General features: G+C 64.5%; 17 protein-coding genes and 1 pseudogene. 12 read left to right on the top strand and 6 right to left on the bottom strand.

All coding sequences use genetic code 11. The annotated features are described in order from the left end of the window. Positions 1-230: 230 nt before the first annotated feature. Positions 231-881 carry a (d)CMP kinase gene (cmk, locus tag P9230_RS22945; RefSeq protein WP_278120836.1) on the top strand — a complete coding sequence of 217 codons (651 nt, stop codon included), beginning with the start codon at positions 231-233 and terminating at the stop codon, positions 879-881. A gap of 9 nt (positions 882-890) precedes the next feature. Here the strand turns inward: cmk and P9230_RS22940 are convergent, their stop codons facing one another. Then, positions 891-1,781 carry a bile acid:sodium symporter family protein gene (locus P9230_RS22940; RefSeq protein ID WP_278120835.1) on the bottom strand — a complete coding sequence of 297 codons (891 nt, stop codon included), beginning with the start codon at positions 1,779-1,781 and terminating at the stop codon, positions 891-893. Between P9230_RS22940 and P9230_RS22935 the strand changes: the two genes are divergently transcribed. Together P9230_RS22935 and rpsA are read left to right on the top strand one after the other, a co-directional pair. Continuing rightward, a complete protein-coding gene (locus P9230_RS22935) occupies positions 1,780-1,980 on the top strand; it encodes a hypothetical protein (RefSeq protein WP_067003398.1) in 201 nt (66 codons plus the stop codon). The genes P9230_RS22940 and P9230_RS22935 overlap by 2 nt on opposite strands. A gap of 203 nt (positions 1,981-2,183) precedes the next feature. Further along, positions 2,184-3,881 (top strand): 30S ribosomal protein S1, encoded by a 1,698-nt coding sequence (gene rpsA / locus P9230_RS22930; RefSeq protein WP_067003396.1) that lies wholly within the window; start codon positions 2,184-2,186, stop codon positions 3,879-3,881. 77 nt (positions 3,882-3,958) lie between these two features. Here the strand turns inward: rpsA and P9230_RS22925 are convergent, their stop codons facing one another. The 4 genes from P9230_RS22925 to P9230_RS22910 all read right to left on the bottom strand — a co-directional run bounded on the left by P9230_RS22925 (position 3,959) and on the right by P9230_RS22910 (position 8,141). Further along, positions 3,959-4,666, bottom strand: a complete 708-nt coding sequence (locus P9230_RS22925; RefSeq protein ID WP_127239468.1) for an SDR family NAD(P)-dependent oxidoreductase — start codon at positions 4,664-4,666, stop codon at positions 3,959-3,961. A 183-nt stretch (positions 4,667-4,849) separates the two neighbouring features. After that, entirely contained in the window at positions 4,850-6,430 is a 1,581-nt protein-coding gene (locus tag P9230_RS22920) for a 5-guanidino-2-oxopentanoate decarboxylase (protein ID WP_278120834.1), read from the bottom strand. A 197-nt stretch (positions 6,431-6,627) separates the two neighbouring features. Further along, entirely contained in the window at positions 6,628-7,299 is a 672-nt protein-coding gene (locus tag P9230_RS22915; protein WP_127243078.1) for a TetR family transcriptional regulator C-terminal domain-containing protein, read from the bottom strand. Next, positions 7,269-8,141: a dimethylarginine dimethylaminohydrolase family protein gene (locus P9230_RS22910; RefSeq protein WP_278120833.1), complete on the bottom strand. Its 873-nt coding sequence runs from the start codon at positions 8,139-8,141 to the stop codon at positions 7,269-7,271. The genes P9230_RS22915 and P9230_RS22910 overlap by 31 nt, the downstream gene beginning before the upstream one ends. Positions 8,142-8,352: 211 nt before the next feature. Here P9230_RS22910 and P9230_RS22905 point away from each other — a divergent pair, with 211 nt between their 5' ends. The 7 genes from P9230_RS22905 to P9230_RS22875 all read left to right on the top strand — a co-directional run bounded on the left by P9230_RS22905 (position 8,353) and on the right by P9230_RS22875 (position 14,795). Continuing rightward, the gene (locus P9230_RS22905) at positions 8,353-9,168 is read left to right on the top strand and encodes an ABC transporter ATP-binding protein (RefSeq protein ID WP_067003385.1); all 816 of its coding nucleotides are present in this window, start codon (positions 8,353-8,355) and stop codon (positions 9,166-9,168) included. Positions 9,169-9,223: 55 nt separating this feature from the next. Then, positions 9,224-10,018, top strand: coding sequence for a transporter substrate-binding domain-containing protein (locus P9230_RS22900; protein ID WP_067324186.1), 795 nt, complete (start codon positions 9,224-9,226; stop codon positions 10,016-10,018). 200 nt (positions 10,019-10,218) lie between these two features. Then, positions 10,219-10,884, top strand: coding sequence for an ABC transporter permease subunit (locus tag P9230_RS22895; protein WP_067324705.1), 666 nt, complete (start codon positions 10,219-10,221; stop codon positions 10,882-10,884). Continuing rightward, complete coding sequence (locus tag P9230_RS22890; protein WP_067003383.1) at positions 10,884-11,693, top strand: ABC transporter permease; 810 nt, start codon at positions 10,884-10,886, stop codon at positions 11,691-11,693. Before P9230_RS22895 ends, P9230_RS22890 begins: the two co-directional genes overlap by 1 nt. A 125-nt stretch (positions 11,694-11,818) precedes the next feature. After that, positions 11,819-12,820 carry an Ldh family oxidoreductase gene (locus tag P9230_RS22885; protein ID WP_067324184.1) on the top strand — a complete coding sequence of 334 codons (1,002 nt, stop codon included), beginning with the start codon at positions 11,819-11,821 and terminating at the stop codon, positions 12,818-12,820. A gap of 380 nt (positions 12,821-13,200) precedes the next feature. Beyond that, entirely contained in the window at positions 13,201-13,653 is a 453-nt protein-coding gene (locus P9230_RS22880) for a DoxX family protein (RefSeq protein ID WP_067324182.1), read from the top strand. Positions 13,654-13,811: 158 nt separating this feature from the next. After that, complete coding sequence (locus tag P9230_RS22875) at positions 13,812-14,795, top strand: complex I NDUFA9 subunit family protein (RefSeq protein ID WP_067324180.1); 984 nt, start codon at positions 13,812-13,814, stop codon at positions 14,793-14,795. A 27-nt stretch (positions 14,796-14,822) separates the two neighbouring features. Here P9230_RS22875 and P9230_RS22870 read toward each other — a convergent pair whose 3' ends face one another. Continuing rightward, a complete protein-coding gene (locus P9230_RS22870; protein WP_127240543.1) occupies positions 14,823-16,193 on the bottom strand; it encodes a cytochrome P450 in 1,371 nt (456 codons plus the stop codon). A 180-nt stretch (positions 16,194-16,373) separates the two neighbouring features. Between P9230_RS22870 and P9230_RS22865 the strand changes: the two are divergent. Together P9230_RS22865 and gyrB are read left to right on the top strand one after the other, a co-directional pair. Further along, positions 16,374-16,954 (top strand): annotated as a pseudogene (locus tag P9230_RS22865) (NADPH-dependent FMN reductase). Positions 16,955-17,200: 246 nt separating this feature from the next. Further along, the gene (gene gyrB / locus P9230_RS22860) at positions 17,201-19,672 is read left to right on the top strand and encodes a DNA topoisomerase (ATP-hydrolyzing) subunit B (protein WP_278120832.1); all 2,472 of its coding nucleotides are present in this window, start codon (positions 17,201-17,203) and stop codon (positions 19,670-19,672) included. The last annotated feature ends 123 nt before the right edge of the window (positions 19,673-19,795 follow it).

Below are 19,795 nucleotides of genomic sequence, written 5' to 3'. Positions count from 1 at the left end.
ATGCAGGTGGAACAGCACCCCGCTTTTTCCTGCCGGACATCTCCCCCGCAAGGGGGGAGATCAGATGTCGCGCAGGCTTTCGCCAATCTCCGACGCCGGACGGAATGCGCCGGTATCGGAACTGCCAATCTCCCCCCTTGCGGGGGAGATGTCCGGCAGGACAGAGGGGGGTGTGAAGGATCGCGGCGCTTGTCATATTCATCGCGCTCTTCGACTACGTCGGCCGACCCATGACTCACCCCTTCACCATCGCAATCGACGGCCCCGCGGGCGCCGGCAAGGGCACACTCGCTCGCCGGCTCGCCGATCATTACCGGCTGAACCTGCTCGATACCGGCCTCACCTATCGCGCCGTCGCCCATAAGCTGCTCGAGCTCGGTCTGCCGCTCGACAATGTCTCGGCGGCGGAAACCGCGGCACGCCAAGTCGATCTTTCGAACCTCGACCGTACGGTGCTTTCGGCGCATGCGGTAGGCGAGGCCGCCTCAAAGGTCGCCGTCATTCCGTCGGTCCGGCGCATCCTGGTCGACAAGCAACGCGAGTTCGCCAAGGCGCCGCCAGGCGCGGTGCTCGACGGACGCGACATCGGCACGGTCGTGTGTCCCGACGCCGATATCAAGCTCTATGTCACAGCGAGCGCGGAAGTGCGGGCAAGGCGCCGGCTGGCCGAGATCGAAAGCATGGGCGGCAGCGCCGATTTTGCCACGATCCTCGCCGACATCGAGCGCCGCGACGAGCGCGATATGGGCCGTGCCGACTCCCCGCTCAAGCCGGCGGCGGACGCGCACTTGCTCGACACCAGCGACATGGCAATCGAGGCCGCGTTTCTGGCGGCCATGGCAATCGTTGACCGAGCCATGGCCGCGAAAGACCTCGCCTGAGCTTGGCTATCACGACCGGATCGTGCCTTCGATCGCATGTCTGCCTGACCTGCTCACGACGGCTACGAAAACCGCCGCGGTGACATAGGCAATCAAGGCGTAAAGCGCTGGCGGGATCGCCATTTCGGCATTGTTGAGCAGATATTCGCTAAGCGCCAGGGCTATGACGAACGCGGCGTTGTGGATGGCCGTTGCCATGGTGATGGCGACCGCCTGCCGCCTCTCCAGGCGCAGCAGCGACGGAACGGCGTAGCCGAGCGCCATGCTCACCACGTTGAACGCAAAGGCGGCAAAGCCGACAACAGGTCCCCAGGTCACGATGACCTGCCGCTGATCGACGACGGCAAAAATAACGACCGCCGCAAGAAAAAGCGTCGCCAGTAGCTTGACGGGCCCTTCCAGGCGCTCGGCCAAGGCCGTGTAGCGGTGCCGGACGGCAACTCCGATCGAGACCGGGACAAGCACAACGGCAAAGAACTGCAGGAATTTCTCGATCGGCAGCGGGATGACGTGCCCGGCGCCATAGAAATGCAGCAGCGAAAAATTGGTGATCAATGGCACCGACACCAGCGCCACCATTGAGCTGATCGCCGTCAGCGTCAGGCTGAGCGCCGTATCGCCCTTGGCAAGGTGGGTGAAGAGAACCGCGGACGGGGCGCCGGGACTGGCCGCGAGCAGCATCATGCCGACCGCCATGGCAGGCGGCAAAGCCGAAACCGACACGATGCCGAAGCAAAGGACGGGAAGAACCAGTATCTGCAGGATAAGAGCCACCAGGAGGGCCTTCGGTCGCAGCACCACCTGCAAGAAATCCTGGAGCTTGAGGGACAGGCCAAGCCCCAGCATGATGATGACGAGGGCAACCGGCAGGAAGATGTTGAAAGTGGCGCTTGACTGCATGGTGATGCTCCCCGTGACAATCCATGTCGGCAAAAAAGAACTGCAGCCGCGAACGCGTAATCGCAAAAACATTCGGGCGGAGCACGCGCACCGCCGCGACGCGCACTTGCCTGACACCGGCGAAGTGTCTATAGAGACCGCGTTTCTGGCGGCCATGGCTAACCATCAAAGACTGCTGGCCAAGAGAAACAAGGCCTGATCCGGGTTTTCCTCGTGTTTTCCGTTGCCGGAGGCGATGAAAATACCCATATCGGGCACGAACCAGCCTGCCAGCATTCTCTATGCGCCGGACTTGCCGCTTAAGCGGCCGAGGGCTCTTCAGCCCGGAACGCCGGCAGGCTCACGCAACGCTAACCCACGGCGCCCGCTTCGCTTGTTGTGCGAAGCATTCCAGGAGAAACAATGTCAGCTGCAAATCCCACTCGCGATGATTTCGCGAGCATGCTCGAAGAATCATTCACCGCCGGCCATTCCGGCGAGGGCCAGGTTGTCCGGGGCACGATCACCGCGATCGAAAAGGACATGGCCATCATCGATGTCGGCCTCAAGGTCGAAGGCCGCGTGCCGCTGAAGGAATTCGGCGCCAAGGGCAAGGACTCCTCCCTCAAGGTCGGCGACACCGTCGAGGTCTATGTCGAGCGCATCGAGAACGCGCTTGGCGAGGCCATGCTGTCGCGCGAGAAGGCCCGCCGCGAGGAGAGCTGGGTGCGCCTCGAAGAGAAGTTCACCAAGGGTGAGCGCGTCGAAGGCGTCATCTTCAACCAGGTCAAGGGCGGCTTCACCGTCGATCTCGACGGCGCCGTGGCGTTCCTGCCGCGCAGCCAGGTCGACATCCGTCCGATCCGCGACGTCTCGCCGCTGATGCACAACCCGCAGCCCTTCGAGATCCTCAAGATGGATCGCCGCCGCGGCAACATCGTGGTGTCGCGCCGCACCGTGCTCGAGGAGAGCCGCGCCGAACAGCGTTCGGAAATCGTGCAGAACCTCGAGGAGGGCCAGGTTGTCGAGGGCGTGGTCAAGAACATCACCGACTACGGTGCGTTCGTCGACCTCGGCGGCATCGACGGCCTGCTGCATGTCACCGACATGGCATGGCGCCGCGTCAACCATCCGACCGAGATCCTCAACATCGGCCAGACGGTCAAGGTGCAGATCATCCGCATCAACCAGGAAACCCATCGCATCTCGCTCGGCATGAAGCAGCTCGAGAGCGATCCGTGGTCGGATATCGGCACCAAGTTCCCGATCGGCAAGAAGATCAAGGGCACCGTCACCAACATCACCGACTACGGCGCGTTCGTCGAGCTGGAGCCGGGCATCGAGGGCCTCATCCACGTTTCGGAAATGTCGTGGACGAAGAAGAACGTGCATCCCGGCAAGATCCTGTCGACGACGCAGGAAGTCGACGTGGTGGTGCTCGAGGTCGATCCGGCCAAGCGCCGCATCTCGCTCGGTCTCAAGCAGACGCTGGAGAACCCGTGGGAAGCCTTCGCGCGCAACCATCCGGTCGGCAGCCAGGTCGAGGGCGAGGTCAAGAACAAGACCGAGTTCGGCCTGTTCATCGGCCTGGAAGGCGACGTGGACGGCATGGTGCACCTCTCCGACCTCGACTGGACACGTCCGGGCGAGCAGGTGATCGAAGAGTACAATCGCGGCGACATGGTCAAGGCGCAGGTGCTCGACGTCGACATCGAGAAGGAGCGCATCTCGCTCGGCATCAAGCAGCTGGCCCGCGACACGGTCGGCGAGGCGGCGAGCAGCGGCGAGCTGCGCAAGAACGCCGTCGTTACCTGCGAGGTCACCGCGGTGAAGGATGGCGGTCTGGAAGTACGGCTGGTCGACAGCGGCCTCGATACCTTCATCAAGCGTTCGGACCTTTCCCGTGACCGCGACGAGCAGCGCCCCGAGCGCTTCACCGTCGGCCAGAAGGTCGACGCCCGCGTCATCGCCTTCGACAAGAAGACCCGCAAGCTGCAGGTCTCGATCAAGGCGCTGGAAATCGCCGAGGAGAAGGAAGCGGTCGCCCAGTACGGCTCGACCGACTCCGGCGCCTCGCTGGGAGATATCCTGGGCGCGGCGCTGAAGAAGCAGGGCAACTAAGCTCCTTCCTCTACCGAAAGCAAAAACCCCGCCGGAGCGATCCGGCGGGGTTTTTCATTGCACTTTGATCTGTGAGCTCAGGCTCGCCCGTAGAGCGGCACCAGCGTGCCGCTCATCGCCTGATTGGCGGGCGAGGCGAGATAGGCGATCGCCTCGGCGGCGGCCTCGAGGCTGACCCATTTGGTGAAATCGGCGTCGGGCATGTCGCCGCGGGTGGCGGGCGTGTCGAGCGTCGAGGGCGCGACCGCATTGACCAGGATGCCCTTGTGCTTCAGCTCCTCGGCCATCGCCTGGGTCATCGCGGCGACCGCCGCCTTGCTCGCGGCATAGGCGACCATTCCTGCGCCGCGCCTGGGATCAAGCCCGGCACGCGCGCTGACGTTGACGATGCGCCCCGCGGTGCCCGACGTCAGCATCGAGCGCACCGCGGCCCGGCTGCAAAGGAAGGTGGTCCGGGCATTGGTGTCCATCATCTCGGCAAAGGATGCCGTCTCGATCTTTTCGACCGGCGCCATGGTGAAACCGCCGGCAAGATGGATCGAAGCCCAAAGCTCCGGAACCTGATGGTAGAAGGCCTCGACCTTGGCGGAGTCCGACAGGTCGACATTGTGCGCCAGATGGACGCTGGCGTGAGCCGCGTAGGGAAAATGCGGCGGAGCCGCGGCATGCGCATTGGGCACGTGGCAAATCGCGCCCTGCTCCAGCAACCTGCCGACAACCGCGCCGCCGAGCGCCCCGGTGCCGCCCGTCACCACGACATGCCTGCCGTTAAGCGTTTCCGTCATATTTCGACTGCTCCTGTCGTATTCTTATGGTTATGCCGCCCCAGCCTCGAACGTCGCGCCTTTCGCGTTGTCACTCAATTGAAATATCGACATGGCAGGCGTCCCGTCTTTGCATGCGTCGACACGCAGCCGCGTAACGTGACGCGGCTGCGTCTCGGCCGGATGGGACGGTCGCCAGGACCTTCAATCGACGGTGATTTCTATAACCCGCGGCTTGCCGGCAGTTCGCGCGCGCTTCAGCGCACCGGCCAGGTCACCGAACCCTGTCAGCCGCTCGGCTTCGATGCCGTAGGCCTCGGCGAGCTTGCAGAAATCCGGCGGCGCCGGCGACACGCCGACCGGCTCGACGCCGACATCAAGCATCGAGGTCTCGATCTCGCGATAACCGCGATTGTTCCAGACGACGAAGATCACCGGCGCCTCGGCGTCGAGCGCCGCGCCGAGCTCCGGCAAGGTGAACTGGAAGCCGCCGTCGCCGGTGAGGCACACGACCGGCGCTTCGGGCACGGCAAGGGCGGCACCGATCGCCGCCGGCGGACCGTAGCCCAGCGCGCCGAAACCGGTCGCGGCATTGAACCAGCCAGCCGCACGGTCGTGGTCGTAATAGAGATTGGCGGCGTAGATCGGCTGCGTCGAGTCGCCGACGATGATGGCGCCGGGCAGCGCGTCGCGGATCGTCTCCACCGCGCGCAGTTGCGCCAGATAGTCTGGCCGCAGCTCCGCCAGCGCGGCCTCTCGCCCTGCGGCAGCGCGGGCTTCGCCGTCTTTCGCGGCGACATGAGCGGCGCCGAGTGCAGCCAGCAGGGCAGAAAGCGCCTCGGCACAATCGGCGTGGATGCCAACCGTCACCGGACGGCGCGCGAGTTGGTCGGCGCCGATATCGATGCGGATGAGGCTCGGCGGCAGCACGAAGCCGCCATCGCCATAACCGTCATAGTCGGTGGGCCCGAATTCGGTGCCGGCGGCGATCACCAGATCGGCATCCGCCATCAGCGCGCGCACCGCCTTGAGGCTGGGGCTTGCCGGCACCAAGAGGGGGTGGCCATGCAGCAGGCCGCGCGCATTGGCGGTCTCGACCACCGGCGCGCCGAGCGCTTCGGCGAAACGCGTCAGCGCCGCGTCGGCTTTCTTGGCACCGCCACCGGCAAGAATCAGCGGACGGCGAGCCGCCTTGATCAACCTCGCAGCCTCGGCAACAGCCGCCGCGTCCGGAGCGGGCGGCGCGGCGTTGCCGAGCACCGGCGCGAGCCCCTCGGCGGGCTTCACCATGACGTTTGTCGGGATCTCGATGTGAACCGGACCCGGCCGCGACGAGGAGAAGACGGCGAAGGCTCGGGCGAGCGCACCCGGCAGTTCCTCGGCCTCGGTGACACGCTCAGAAGACAGCGCCACCTTCTCCATCATGCCGCGCTGGTCCGGCAGTTCGTGCAGGAAGCCCAAACCCTTGCCGAGCGTATCGGTGGCATTGACACCGGAGATCACCAGCATCGGCACCGAATCGGCGCGCGCCTGGCCCATCGCGGTGATGGTGTTGGTGAGGCCGGGTCCGGTGATGACGAAAGCCACGCCCGGCCGGCCGCCGGCGCGGGCGTAGCCGTCGGCCATGAAGCCGGCGCCCTGCTCGTGGCGCGGCGTGATGTGGCGGATCTTCGAACGCGCCAGGCCGCGATAAAGCTCGACCGTATGCACGCCCGGAATGCCGAATACGGTGTCGACGCCATGCGCCTCGAGCAAGGTGATGAGCGCTTCGCCGAGCGTGGTCATTGGTTTTCTCCCTTTGGAGCGGATCACCGTTTAACGGAAACAGTGATTTGCTCTATCTCTTTGTTTGTTACGCAATCCCGGACGGGAAACCGCTTTTCACCTTTTCCTGGAATTGCTCTGGACCGTGATGGCGTTTCGTTGAATTGCCATCCCGATCTAACCTTTGTTGAGCATGATCTTTCTCCGAAAACCGGGTCCTACTTTTCGGGATCATGCTTCAGCGATGCGAGGCCGAGTTCGGCCTCGACAGCCTTGATGCCAATCGCCGCCAACTCGCCTGGCGAGAACATCTCACCGGCCAGGCAGCCTTCGATCCAAAGCCCGTCGATGATCGCATTGATGGCGATGGCATGACGGCGCAGCTGACTTGCGTCCGGTTCGCGCTGTTCGGCGGCGAGCACCTCGACGACGACCGCTTCCACCTCGTTACGAAAGCCAAGATAGCCTTCGCGGTGAGCACGGGCGAGCGTCGGATCCGCACCGGCACGGCCGATGAAGGTCGCCCAGAGCGAAAACACCCGCTGGTCGATGATCGGCGCGCTGAGATTGGCGGTGACGAAAGCTGCAAGGCGTTGGCGAGGCGACGCCTCTTCCATGACCAATGCTGCTTTCGCCTGCTCGGTCATGCGGCCGACCAGCGCCGTATAGGCCCCCTGCAGCAATTCTTCCTTGCCGGGGAAATAGTGCCGGATCAGGCCGGCGGTGACGCCGGCACGCAATGCGATGGTGCGCAAAGTGGCGCCCTGCAGGCCATATTCCGCCACGCAGTCCAGAGTCGCTTCGATCAGATCCTGCCGCCGCCGCTCTTCGCCCTCGCGACGGAACTTGCGGCGCGCAGTCATCGGCGCAGGATCGGCCGTGTCAGGCATGTCGGCCCGCCTTCACAGGCGATACAGAGCGCGTCCGCCTCGAAAATCTCAACCGTGCAGCCGGCGGCCTCCATCGCGGCTTTGGTCTTGGGAAAGCCCGCAACGGCAATGACCTTGTGCGGGCTGGTCGGCAGCACGTTCAGGCTGAGGCCGTTGGAAGCGGCGAATTCTCCGGCGTCGCCTTCGACCAGCCTGATGCCGCGCGCCTTCAGCATCTGATAGAACGGGGCCGGCAAAAGCGGCGAATAGACCAGCGCGAGATCGTCGGCCAGCGGGCTGATCACCGACATCAGATGCAGGCACGACTCTTCACCCTGCCACAGCGGCAGATCAAAACCGTAGACGGAAATTCCCAGCGGCGTCAGCAGGTTCGAAACCTGCTGGATGCCTTCCTGGTTGGAGCGGACCCCGCGCCCGATCGCCAGCGTGCGGGCATCCACCCATACGCAATCACCGCCTTCGACCTGGCCAGGAGCCTCGACGCGGCCGAGGATCGGAATGCCCAGCCCTCTATAGGTTTCCTCATGCAGGGAGGGCTCCCTGGCGCGCAATGGCTTGCCCATCGAGAGGATCAGCGCACCGCGGTCGGTCATCAGCGATGGGTCGTGCGTGAACACCGAATCCGAAAGGCCGTCCGCCTTGTCCTCGATCCATTCGATTTCGGCGCCGGAAGCGGCTACCAGTTCAGCAAGGGCCGCGTGCTGCGACGCTGCCTTCGCCGGGTTGAACCCGGGGCCATAGTGCCATTGAGCTCTGTCGGCGTCGCGCATCGCGTTCGCCGCCGACCGCATGAGCACGCGCCGCAGTGGCGCCGCCATGGATTGTGATCCGAAAGCGCTCATCAATGCCCTTTTAAGATGAAAAAAACCGAAAAAATTTCATGAACGGCTATTTATACACTTGCGCAACAAGGTCGCAAGTGCCGTAATGAACGGGATTGACGGGCTCGCGCTGCCGGGTCCATGCTGAAGTGAGGAGCGGGACAGTACAGCGTATGTTGATGAGCCGGATGGACGTTCGACGAACTGCCGTCGCCCCTATAGAGGTTACCCGGTGAGCGCGGTGGAAGCCGCCGCAGTCCCAGCCGGCCAAGCGCAGAGCGGCGCCGCCGAAGCCATCCATGTCGAGAACCTGCACAAGAAGTTCGGCCAGTTGCATGTGCTGAAGGGCGTTTCGCTGTCGGCGCGCGACGGCGAGGTGATCGCCATCATCGGCGGCTCGGGCTCCGGCAAGTCGACGCTGCTGCGCTGCATCAACTGCCTGGAAAACCCGACCAGCGGCATCATCCGTGTCAATGGCGAGGAGATCAAGCTGAAGGCCGACAGCCACGGCCATACGGTTCCTGCCGACCGCAAGCAGATCGAGCGCATCCGCTCGAGACTCGGCATGGTGTTCCAAAACTTCAACCTGTGGAGCCACATGACGCTGATCGAGAACGTCATCGAGGTTCCGGTGCACGTGCTCGGCGTCAAGCGCGACGAGGCGATCGCCCAGGCCGAGAAGCTGCTCGCCCGGGTCGGGCTGGCGGAGAAGCGCGACGTCTACCCGGCATTCCTGTCGGGCGGCCAGCAGCAGCGCGCCGCAATCGCCAGGGCACTGGCGATCAATCCGCGCGTCATGCTGTTCGACGAACCGACCTCCGCGCTCGATCCGGAGCTGGTCGGCGAGGTTCTGAAGGTGATCGGCGACCTGGCGCGCGAGGGGCGCACCATGGTGCTGGTGACGCATGAAATGAAATTCGCCCGCGAGGTCGCGACCCATGTCGTGTACCTCTACAACGGGCTGGTCGAGGAAGAAGGCCCGCCGGAACAGCTGTTCGGCGCGCCGAAATCCGAAAGGCTCAAGCAATTCCTCCGCAATGTCGGCTAGGGCCGGCGTCAAGCGGAGCGAAAACCGGGAACGACAACAAACTGGGAGTCCTGAAATGAAGACTGTTCTCAAGACCTTCGCCGCGGCGCTGCTGTTCGGCGTCGCCGCGATGGGCGTGGCCAAGGCCGATCAGGTCAAGATCGGCGTCGCCGCCGAGCCCTATCCGCCGTTCACCTCGCCGGACGCGACGGGCAAGTGGGTGGGCTGGGAGATCGATTTCATCGACGCCGTCTGCGCCGAGGAGAAGCTCGACTGCGTCATCACGCCCGTTGCCTGGGACGGCATCATTCCGGCGCTCACCACCAAGAAGATCGACCTCATCGTCTCCTCGATGTCGATCACCGACGAGCGCAAGAAGACGATCGACTTCTCGGATAAGTATTACAACACGCCGACAGCAATCATCGGACCGAAGGATCAGAAGTTCGGCGCCACGCCGGACGATCTTAAAGGCAAGGTGATCGGCGTTCAGGTGTCGACCGTACATGCCGTCTACGCCAAGAAGCACTTCACCGGCGCGCAGGAGATCAAGGAATACCAGACGCAGGACGAGGCCAACAACGATCTCGCCGCCGGCCGTCTCGATGCGGTGCAGGCCGACTCCATCGCGCTCGGCGAATTCCTCAAGACGGACCAGGGCAAGGCCTGCTGCGATCTGAAGGGCATGGTCGCGCCGGACGACGAGGTGCTCGGACCGGGCGTCGGCGCCGGCGTGCGCAAGGAAGACACCGCGCTCAAGGAAAAGATCAACGCCGGCATCAAGGCCATCCGCGCCAACGGTAAGTACGATGAGATCTCGAAGAAATACTTCGACTTCGACATCTATGGCGGCGCCACGCAGTCGAACTGACGCCTCCTTTTGATGTTGGGGGCATGGCCAGCGCCATGCCCCTTGGCCCAAACCTTGCCACGCATGCCCGCCGCTGAACGCTGCGGTCGGCGGCTGCCAGCAATTCGGGGGCGAAGCTGATCAATGCCTTTCTTCCGGCCTCGGCGGCCGGCATCATCGAACTCCTGTCGCCCGTGCCGCCCGGCTGGGGCGGCACCCTGCTGGTCGGATTGCTGCATTCGATCGAGATCGCCATCGGCGCCACCTGCCTTGGCCTTTTGATCGGCACCGGCGGTGCCTGGGGCAAGCTTTACGGCGGACCGGTGACGCGCGATCTGCTCGCCGTCTACACCACGGTGGTGCGCGCCGTGCCGGAACTGGTGCTGATCCTGCTGCTCTATTACGCCGGCACCGATCTCATCAATCAGCTGCTGACCGCGATCGGTTACCAGCGCGTCGACATCAGCGGGCTGGCCGCCGGCATTTTTGTCCTTGGGGTCGTGCAGGGCGCCTATTCGACGGAAGTCATCCGCGGCGCCATCCTGTCCATCCCACAAGGCCAGATCGAGGCCGCCCGCGCCTATGGCATGCCGCCCGGCCTGATGTTGAGGCGCATAACATTGCCGGCAATGCTGCCTTTCGCCATTCCCGGCCTTGCCAATCTCTGGCTGATCGCCACCAAGGACACCGCGTTGCTTGCCGTCGTTGGCTTCTTCGAACTGACGCTGGCGACGCGTCAGGCGGCCGGCGTCACCAAGGCCTATCTGGTCTTCTATCTTGCTGCCGGCGCGCTTTATCTGGCGCTGACGCTGTTTTCCAACGTGATCATCGGCCGCGTCGAGGCCTGGTCGCGGCGCGGCATGCCTTCCGTCAAGGAGGCGCGCTGATGTCGGCCGAAGCGACCGCGATCAACATGGCGGCGCGTGCCTCGCTCTGGCTGAAGCCGCACCGCATCGTGCTGATCCTAATCGCGCTGGGATTGGTCCTCTGCGCGGCCTTCTTCATGCGCTGGGACTGGCTGCCGCAATATTGGCAGATGGGGCTGCTCGGCATCTGGCGGTCGCTGTGGATCCTCGTCGTGACCTGCGCGCTGGGCTTTATACTGGCCGTACCGCTTGGGCTGGCGCAGGCCGGTGGGCCGTTCTGGCTCGCCGCACCGGCCAAGATCTTCTGCACCATCATTCGCGGCACGCCGCTGCTGCTGCAGCTCTGGCTGCTCTACTACGGGCTTGGATCGCTTTTTCCGCAATATCCATGGATTCGCGAGTCCTGGATGTGGCCCTATCTCAGGCAAGCCTGGCCCTACGGCGTGTTGGCGTTGACCTTGTCATTTGCCGGCTATGAAGGCGAGGTGATGCGCGGCGCCTTCGCCGGCGTGCCGAAAGGGCAGCTGGAAGCCGCGCGCGCCTTCGGCATGAGCCGCTTCAAGATCTTCCGCCGCATCTGGCTGCCGCAGGCCTTCTTCCGTGCGCTGCCGACACTGACCGGCGAAACCGTGCTGCAGCTCAAGTCGACGCCGCTGGTGGCGACGATCAGCGTCATCGATATCTTCGCCGTCTCGTCCAAGGTGCGGCAGGACACTTATCTCACCTACGAGCCCTTGCTGCTGCTGGCGCTGATCTACATGACCATCACCGGCATCCTGGTTCTCATCTTCAGCCGCATCGAGGCCCGGATTCCGGTCAAGATCGGTTAGTAGGGGAGTAGGGGAATAGGGGAGTGTTCAGCCACGATCCGCATTCACATTTCCATCCCCATCCGCTATTTGCTCCACAATTTCCCCCTACTCCCTTATTCCCTTACTCCCTCAGGACGGCTCCGATGCAACTCACTCTCGACCAGGCAACAGGGCTCTGCCGCATGGCGGCGCTCGGCGCCGGCGCCAATGAAGAAGTGACGCAGTCGCTGGTTGCCTCGATCATCGCCGCGCAAGCAGAAGGCCTGTCGGCGGTCGGCCTGTCGCATTTCATCGACTATCTGGAGGCCATCGAGGACGGCCGCATCGACGGCGATGCCGATCCGGTCGTCACCCGGCCGGCGCTGGCCGTCTACCTCTCCGACGCGCGCGGCGGGCTTGCCCATACCGGCTTCGACCGCACTATAGATGACCTCGTCAAGGCGGCGAGGCTGTTCGGCGTCGCCATCTTCTCGCAAAGGAACGCCTATACCTGCGGCGCGCTCGGCTATTTCACCGGACGGCTGGCAGCGCAGGGGCTGGTCTCGTTCGCCGCCACCAACGGGCCGGCGGTGCTTGCAGGCTCGGGCTCGGTCAAGCCGGTCTACTGCACCAACCCGATGTCCTTTGCCGCGCCTGCCGCGGACGGGCCGCCGTTGGTGATCGACCAATCGTCGAGCGCCACCGCCTTCGTCAACATCCGCAAGGCGGCGGAAGACGGCAGAAAGATCCCCGAGGGCTGGGCACTCGATGCCAGCGGCAATCCGACCACCGATCCAGCGGCGGCGATGAAGGGCGCGATGCTCGCCTTCGGCGGCCAGCGCGGCGCTAACATCGCGCTTATGGTCGAGGTGCTGGCGGCGGGGATTTCCGGCGCCAACTGGTCGCTCGACGCACCCTGGTTCTCAGGCGGGCCGGACAGCCCCGGAACCGGGCTCTTCGTGCTCGCTATCGAGCCCAAATTGGTCGACCCGGATTTTGAACAGCGCATGAAGGACCAGCTTGACCGGCTGCGGCGGCGCTACGGCGTGCACATCCCCGGCCGCGCCCGGGCAGAGGCCGCTGAAAAGGCGACGGCGCGCGGTGTCGATATCCCGAAGGCGGTCGTGCAGCGCATTTCCGAATTCGCCGAACGCTACTCGGCCTGATCGAGGCATCGCCCGGCAACAAGGCGCGCATTTGTTTCGCGCCGCTTTGAACCTTTCTTAGCCCGGCAGCGACCCATCAGCGGCACCCCACATCGCAAGCCGCAAAAGGGTGGCTTGGGTCGCGGCTTGCGATTGGCGGCCGTCGCGCCGGGCGTCCAGGGCCGGGGCGGGCGTGCTTGCTTCACGCCGCCTTGATACCGTCTCAGGTCAGGCCGCCTCGTTGGACCCTGTTTCGATGCGCTCACTGCCCGGAAAACCCCGCCTCGGCGGGGTTTTCTGTTTCTCACTGCGGCAATAAAACATGCGAAAGTTCGTCAGGTTTATTCTATTTGACGGAGTGGACGCCTTTGCGTCCGTCAAATCAGCAAAAAGGAGACCGCATGTTCGCCAGCACCGACACGTCCAGACCAAGGCTTATCGTTCCGGCCCTAGGCGGACTCTATGCGACGCTGAACAATGCGGCCGAAACGCTGCTGCGCGCCGTTGCCGGGGCGTTCCTCGCCATTCATGGCTCGCAGAAGATCGTCAATCCGTTTGGCGCCACGGAAATGGTCGAAGGTCTGGGCTTCTATCCTGGCGTCTTCTGGTCGCCGCTGCTCGCCTGCACCGAATTCTTCGGCGGCATTTTGATTGCCATCGGCCTCGTCACCCGCCCGGCCGCTTTCGCCGGCCTGATCGTGCTTCTGGTCACAGTATGGTTCCACTGGGTCACCATGGGCCAGGGCTTTTCGGGCGCGGAAAAGTCGCTGCTCTGGGCGGCAATCCTCGCCTTCTTCGTCATCCGAGGCGGCAACCGGCATTCGGTCGACGCGCGCATCGGCCGGGCGTTCTGAGCGGCTTTTACCCTGACGCAATTCGGCACGGAAAACCGCTCCACACTTTCCTGGAATTACTAAAAAACAAGGCGGCGGCGACCTCCGGTCGCTCTTTGCCTTTGACGCGAAACGGATTAAGAAGCGGCTCAGCCAAGCTTTTGCGCGCGGAGCCAGCCATGACCGAAATCCTGCAGACCCCCAAGCTCGTCGTCGTGTTCGGCGGCTCGGGATTCGTCGGCCGTCATGTCGTTCGCGCGCTCGCCAAGCGCGGCTATCGCATCCGGGTCGCCTGCCGGCGGCCCGACCTTGCCGGCCATGTGCAGCCGCTCGGCAATGTCGGCCAGATCCAGCCGGTGCAGGCCAATGTGCGCGTGCGCTGGTCGGTCGACCGCGCCGTTCAGGGCGCCGACCACGTCGTCAATCTCGTCGCCATACTGCATGAGAGCGGCCGGCAGAAATTCGGCTCCGTGCACGAGTTCGGCGCGCGCGCCGTCGCCGAGGCCGCGCGATCGGTCGGCGCCGGCCTCGCCCATATATCGGCGCTCGGCGCCGACCTCAACTCGCCGTCGGGATATGCCCGCACCAAGGCTCTCGGCGAGAAAGCAGTGTTCGAGACGGTGCCCGACGCCGTCGTCTTGCGGCCCTCGATCAATTTCGGACCCGAGGACGCCTTCTTCAACCGCTTCGCCAACATGGCGCGCTTCTCGCCCGTGCTGCCGCTGATCGGCGGCGGGGAGACGAAATTCCAGCCGATCTATGTCGGCGACGTTGCCGAGGCGGTGGCACGCTCGGTCGACGGCAAGGTCGAGCGTGGCCAGACCTATGAGCTCGGCGGCCCGCAGGTGTTGACCTTCAAGGAATGCATGCAGGAGCTGCTCGCCGTTATCGACCGCAGACGCCTCCTGGTGCCGGTGCCGTGGTGGGTGGCCAATATCCAAGCCTCGATCCTGCAGCTGTTGCCCAATCCGCTGCTGACCAAGGACCAGGTGCTGCAGCTGCGCGAGCACAACGTCGTCTCCGAAGCCGCCGCCAAGGCGAACAGAACGATCAATGGCCTCGGCATCCAGCCGCAGGCGATCGCCGCGATCCTGCCGAGCTATCTCTGGCGCTTCCGCGCCGCCGGCCAGTTCCAGCAGCGCCGGCCGATCGCCGACCGGTAGACTGTTCCCGATCGGGACCCGTTCCAATCAGGCGCGGCGGGAAATCTGCATCGGCAGGCCGCCCTGCGGCTGCGTGGTCAGCTTCTGCACCGGCCATGGCCGAGTTTGTGACGTTACGTCGAAACGGAAGCGCGACAACAGGATGGCCAAAGCAATGATCGCCTCCTGCATGGCGAAGCTGGCGCCGATGCAGACGCGCGGCCCGGCGCCGAAAGGCAGATACTGGAAGCGGTCGATCCGTTCGCGGTTCTCCGGATGGAAGCGCTCCGGCATGAAGGCGTCCGGCCTGTCCCATAGCTTGCGATGGCGATGCACCACCCAGGGCATCACCAGCACGGCGGCGTATCTCGGGATATAGAGGCCGTTCCAGGTCTCCGGCTCGATCGGCTCGCGATTGATCGAGGGCGCTGGCGGGTAAAGCCTCAGCGCTTCCTCGAAGGCGGCGCGGGTGAGCGGCATGGCGTCCAGCCATCTTGTCGGATCGGGCTCGCGCGCCAGTACCGCATCGATCTCCTGCTCGACCTTGTCGCGCTCCCAGGGCGCTTCGGCGAGACAGTAGATCGTCCAGCCGAGCGCGCGCGCCGTGGTCTCGTGCCCGGCGCCGATGAAGGTGATGATGTTGTCCTCGACTTCGGCGCGGGTCAGGCCGTCCGGCCCCTCGGCTTTCAGGAGAAGTGTCAGGAAATCCTGCGGCACGCCGTCGGGATCGCGCTTCAGCCGCTGCTCGCGCATTTTCACCGTGTTGGCAACGATGTTGCGGAAATAGGCCATGGTCTTGCGGCCGCGGATGCGCGTCAGCCGCGGCAGCCATTGTGGCGCGCGCAACAAGTCGAGCGGATCGACCCGGCCCATGGTCTCGAACAGGCGGTCGATCTCCTTGGCGAAGCTGCCGGGCTCGCCGGCGATCTCGCCCGAAAACAGCGTCTCGGCGAGGATGTCATAGGTGAGCATCGTCATGTCACGGGCGACGTCGGTCGTGCCGCCGGCCTCGTAGCGGGTGGCGAATTCCAGCGTGCGCTTCAGCATCGGCTCGGCGAAACCGAATATGTGGCGCGGCGTGAACACCGGCGCCATCGCCTTGCGCGAGCGCTTCCACACCTCGCCCTCGGCGGTGAGCAAGCCGTCGCGCAGGATCGGGCGCAGGATCAGCTGGCGCACCGTCGCCATCTTGTAGTTCCTGGCGTTGTCGATCAGCACGTGGCGGATGAGGCCGGGATCGTTGGCGATGACCAGCGGCCCGCCGATACCGGTCACCGAGATCCAGGGCTCGTTGTAGGTATGCTCGCCCCACAGCTCGAGCGGGTTGCGGTAGACGATGCGCATCATCTCCAGCGTCGAGGGCGGCTGGGTGCGCGGCTTCGGCGCAGGCGGCACGAAGGGGGCGGGCTTTGTGTCCATCGGATGCTCCGCTACGGCGGCAAATGTAATGCGCGGCAAAGCGGGCGTCCATGTGACCGAACGGAAAGCCCATGGAGAGACCGCCTCGCCTGAATGTGAACGGCGCCCTTCGATGGCTGCTTGTTGACGGTGACCGGTTCCTTTAGTCGCCAACGGATACCGTCAATCGAGGAGCCACCCGTGAAGCACCAGTTGAGCATCATCATCGGCAGCACGCGACCGGGACGCGCCGGACCGATCTTCGCCGAGTGGCTGGAGGGGTTCGCGCGCGAGCACGGCAAGTTCGAGCCGGCGCTCGCGACATTGCCGCCTTCAAGCTGCCGCTGCTCGACGAGCCGCATCATCCGCGCCTGCGCAAATACGAGAACGACCACACCAAGGCCTGGTCGACGGCGATCGACGCCGCCGACGCCTTCGTCTTCGTCGCGCCGGAATACAATTACTTCGCCGCTCCGGCGATTGTTAACGCCGTCGACTATCTGCTCAAGGAGTGGCGCTACAAGCCCGCCGCCATCTTCAGCTATGGCGGGGTGTCCGGCGGCCTGCGCGCGGCACAGGCGCTGAAGCCGCTGCTGACCTCCGTCGGCGTCATGCCGATTCCGGAAGGCGTGGCGCTGCCTTCCTACAGGATCTTGCTCGACAAGAAGGGCGCGTATCATCCGGGCGAGCAGGTGCTGGGCGGCGCCAAGGCCATGCTGGACGAGTTGTTCCGCTGGAGCGAGGCGCTGAAGGCGCTGCGCGCCGGCCTCCCGGCGGAATAGCAGCCGCCCCGATGTGACTGTTGCAAGGCCCCGCTCGGGCGCGACTTTCGCGCCGGCATAGCCCGCTGCCCGCACCGCGCTTCCCGGTGTATCGCGCCCGGCCTGCCAACGGCCGCTCGCCAAGCCGGCAAAACGCCTGCAAACCTTGGAAAAACGGCCATTTGCGCCTATATCTAAGACATCAAAACGGCGCGATTCGGGACCATTTTGCGCGCCGGATCAGCGACATCAATCAGACAGGTATTTATGAGCGATCAGACCGAAAGCGCCATTGGCGCGGAAGCCGAGTATGGCGCCGATTCTATCAAGGTTTTGAAGGGGTTGGATGCTGTCCGCAAGCGGCCGGGCATGTATATCGGCGACACCGACGACGGCTCGGGCCTGCATCACATGGTCTATGAGGTGGTGGACAACGCCATCGACGAGGCGCTGGCCGGGCATGCCGACCTCGTCTCGGTGACGCTCAACCCCGACGGCTCGGTGACCGTCATCGACAATGGCCGCGGGATTCCGACCGATATCCATCCCAGCGAGGGCGTCTCGGCGGCCGAAGTGATCATGACCCAGCTGCATGCCGGCGGCAAATTCGATCAGAACTCCTACAAGGTTTCGGGCGGCCTGCACGGCGTCGGCGTCTCGGTGGTCAATGCACTTTCGGCATGGCTCAAGCTCAAGATCCGCCGCAACGGCGAGGTCTTCGAGATGAGCTTCACGCACGGCAATGCCGACGCGCCGCTGAAGGTGACCGGCACCTACGAGCAGGACAAGCGACCGGGGACCTATGAAGGCCGCAGCGGCAGCGAGATCACCTTCTTCCCGTCGGCCGAAACCTTCACCATGGTCGAGTTCGACTACAACACGCTCGAGCACCGGCTGCGCGAGCTCGCCTTCCTCAATTCCGGCGTGCGCATCGTGCTGACCGACGCGCGCCATGCCGACCTCGTGCGCCACGAATTGCATTATGACGGCGGCCTAGAGGAATTCGTCAAGTATCTCGACCGGGTGAAGAAGCCGCTGATCGAGAAGCCGATCGCCATTCGCGCCGAGCGCGACGGCATCACCGTCGAGGTGGCGATGTGGTGGAACGACAGCTACCACGAGAACGTGCTGGCCTTCACCAACAACATCCCGCAGCGCGACGGCGGCACGCATTTGGCCGGATTCCGCGCCGCGCTGACCAGGCAGATCACCGGCTATGGCGAGTCCTCCGGCCAGACCAAGAAGGAAAAGGTTTCGCTCACCGGCGACGACTGCCGCGAAGGCCTGACGGCCGTTCTGTCGGTCAAGGTTCCGGATCCGAAATTCTCCTCGCAGACCAAGGACAAGCTGGTCTCCTCCGAAGTCCGGCCGGTGGTGGAAAGCCTGGTCAACGAGGCGCTGGGCACCTGGCTGGAAGAGCATCCAAGCGAAGGCAAGGTGGTGGTGGAGAAGGTGATCCAGGCGGCCGCCGCGCGCGAAGCCGCGCGCAAGGCGCGCGACATAACCCGCAAGAGCACGCTCGGCGTCACCTCGCTGCCCGGCAAGCTTGCCGACTGCCAAGAGCGCGATCCCGCGAAATCGGAAATCTTCATCGTTGAGGGCGACTCGGCCGGCGGCTCGGCCAAGGGCGGGCGCTCGCGCCAGAACCAGGCGATCCTGCCGCTGCGGGGCAAGATCCTGAATGTCGAGCGGGCGCGCTTCGACCGTATGCTCAGCTCCGACATGATCGGCACGCTGATCACGGCGCTCGGCACCTCGATCGGCAAGGACGAGTTCAACGCCGACAAGCTGCGCTACCACAAGATCATCCTGATGACGGACGCCGACGTCGACGGCGCCCACATCCGCACGCTGCTGCTCACCTTCTTCTTCCGGCAGATGCCGGAGCTGATCGAGCGCGGCCATCTCTACATCGCCCAGCCGCCGCTCTACAAAGTGACGCGGGGCAAGAGCTCGCAATATCTCAAGGACGAAAGCGCCTATGAGGAATATCTGATCGAGTCCGGGCTGGAAGAGGCTTCACTGACGCTCGCCTCCGGCGAGGTGCGGACCGGACAGGACCTGCGCGGCGCGGTCGACGACGCCTTGGCGGTGCGGCACCTGATCAACGGGCTGCACACGCGCTACAACCGCAGTGTCGTCGAGCAGGCGGCGATCGCCGGCGCGCTCAACGCCGACGTGCTCGCCGATCTCGGCCGCGCCACCGCCATGGCCGAACACGTCGCCAGGCGGCTCGACATGATCGCCGAGGAGACCGAGCGCGGCTGGAGCGGACGGCTGTCGACCTCCAATGACGGGTCGGGCGGCTATGTCTTCGAACGCACCGTGCGCGGCGTCAAGGACGCCGTCCAGCTCGATGCCGGGCTGATCAATTCGGCCGATGCGCGCCAGCTGGACCGCTATGCAGCGCGCCTGGCGGAAGTCTATGGCGAGCAGCCGGCGCTGCGCCGCAAGGAGACTTCCGAGCTCCTTTCCGGGCCGCTGGCGCTGCTCAACGCGGTGTTCGCGGCTGGCCGCAAGGGACTGACCATGCAGCGCTACAAGGGCCTTGGCGAGATGAACGCCGAACAGCTCTGGGAAACCACGCTGGATCCGAATGTGCGCTCGCTGCTTCAGGTCAAGGTGGCCGACGCGACCGACGCCGACAGCCTGTTCTCACGGCTGATGGGCGACGAGGTGGAGCCGCGGCGCGAGTTCATCCAGGACAATGCGCTGTCGGTGGCCAATCTGGATATTTGAGGACCGTGCCATCGGGCCTCTCAGCCTGCCGTCGGTCCGCCGTCCGTGGCGGATGGGGTGATCCGACCGGAACAGAAGGTCTCCTGAAACATTGTGACAGATCGATCACAACTTGTTTCAGGA

It is taken from the genome of Mesorhizobium sp. WSM4887 (genome assembly GCF_029625865.1).
Lineage (GTDB): Bacteria > Pseudomonadota > Alphaproteobacteria > Rhizobiales > Rhizobiaceae > Mesorhizobium.
The sequence above is the reverse complement of the archived record's forward strand: the minus strand, read 5'-3'. Positions and strand labels throughout refer to the sequence as shown.

What these genes read in the sequence shown, in the direction of transcription:
- cmk (WP_278120836.1), top strand. Translation starts at nt 231, where the DNA reads ATGACTCACCCCTTCACCATCGCAATCGACGGCCCCGCGGGCGCCGGC.
- P9230_RS22935 (WP_067003398.1), top strand. Translation starts at nt 1,780, where the DNA reads ATGGTGATGCTCCCCGTGACAATCCATGTCGGCAAAAAAGAACTGCAG.
- P9230_RS22940 (WP_278120835.1), bottom strand. Translation starts at nt 1,781, where the DNA reads ATGCAGTCAAGCGCCACTTTCAACATCTTCCTGCCGGTTGCCCTCGTC.
- rpsA (WP_067003396.1), top strand. Translation starts at nt 2,184, where the DNA reads ATGTCAGCTGCAAATCCCACTCGCGATGATTTCGCGAGCATGCTCGAA.
- P9230_RS22925 (WP_127239468.1), bottom strand. Translation starts at nt 4,666, where the DNA reads ATGACGGAAACGCTTAACGGCAGGCATGTCGTGGTGACGGGCGGCACC.
- P9230_RS22920 (WP_278120834.1), bottom strand. Translation starts at nt 6,430, where the DNA reads ATGACCACGCTCGGCGAAGCGCTCATCACCTTGCTCGAGGCGCATGGC.
- P9230_RS22915 (WP_127243078.1), bottom strand. Translation starts at nt 7,299, where the DNA reads ATGCCTGACACGGCCGATCCTGCGCCGATGACTGCGCGCCGCAAGTTC.
- P9230_RS22910 (WP_278120833.1), bottom strand. Translation starts at nt 8,141, where the DNA reads ATGAGCGCTTTCGGATCACAATCCATGGCGGCGCCACTGCGGCGCGTG.
- P9230_RS22900 (WP_067324186.1), top strand. Translation starts at nt 9,224, where the DNA reads ATGAAGACTGTTCTCAAGACCTTCGCCGCGGCGCTGCTGTTCGGCGTC.
- P9230_RS22890 (WP_067003383.1), top strand. Translation starts at nt 10,884, where the DNA reads ATGTCGGCCGAAGCGACCGCGATCAACATGGCGGCGCGTGCCTCGCTC.
- P9230_RS22885 (WP_067324184.1), top strand. Translation starts at nt 11,819, where the DNA reads ATGCAACTCACTCTCGACCAGGCAACAGGGCTCTGCCGCATGGCGGCG.
- P9230_RS22880 (WP_067324182.1), top strand. Translation starts at nt 13,201, where the DNA reads ATGTTCGCCAGCACCGACACGTCCAGACCAAGGCTTATCGTTCCGGCC.
- P9230_RS22875 (WP_067324180.1), top strand. Translation starts at nt 13,812, where the DNA reads ATGACCGAAATCCTGCAGACCCCCAAGCTCGTCGTCGTGTTCGGCGGC.
- P9230_RS22870 (WP_127240543.1), bottom strand. Translation starts at nt 16,193, where the DNA reads ATGGACACAAAGCCCGCCCCCTTCGTGCCGCCTGCGCCGAAGCCGCGC.
- gyrB (WP_278120832.1), top strand. Translation starts at nt 17,201, where the DNA reads ATGAGCGATCAGACCGAAAGCGCCATTGGCGCGGAAGCCGAGTATGGC.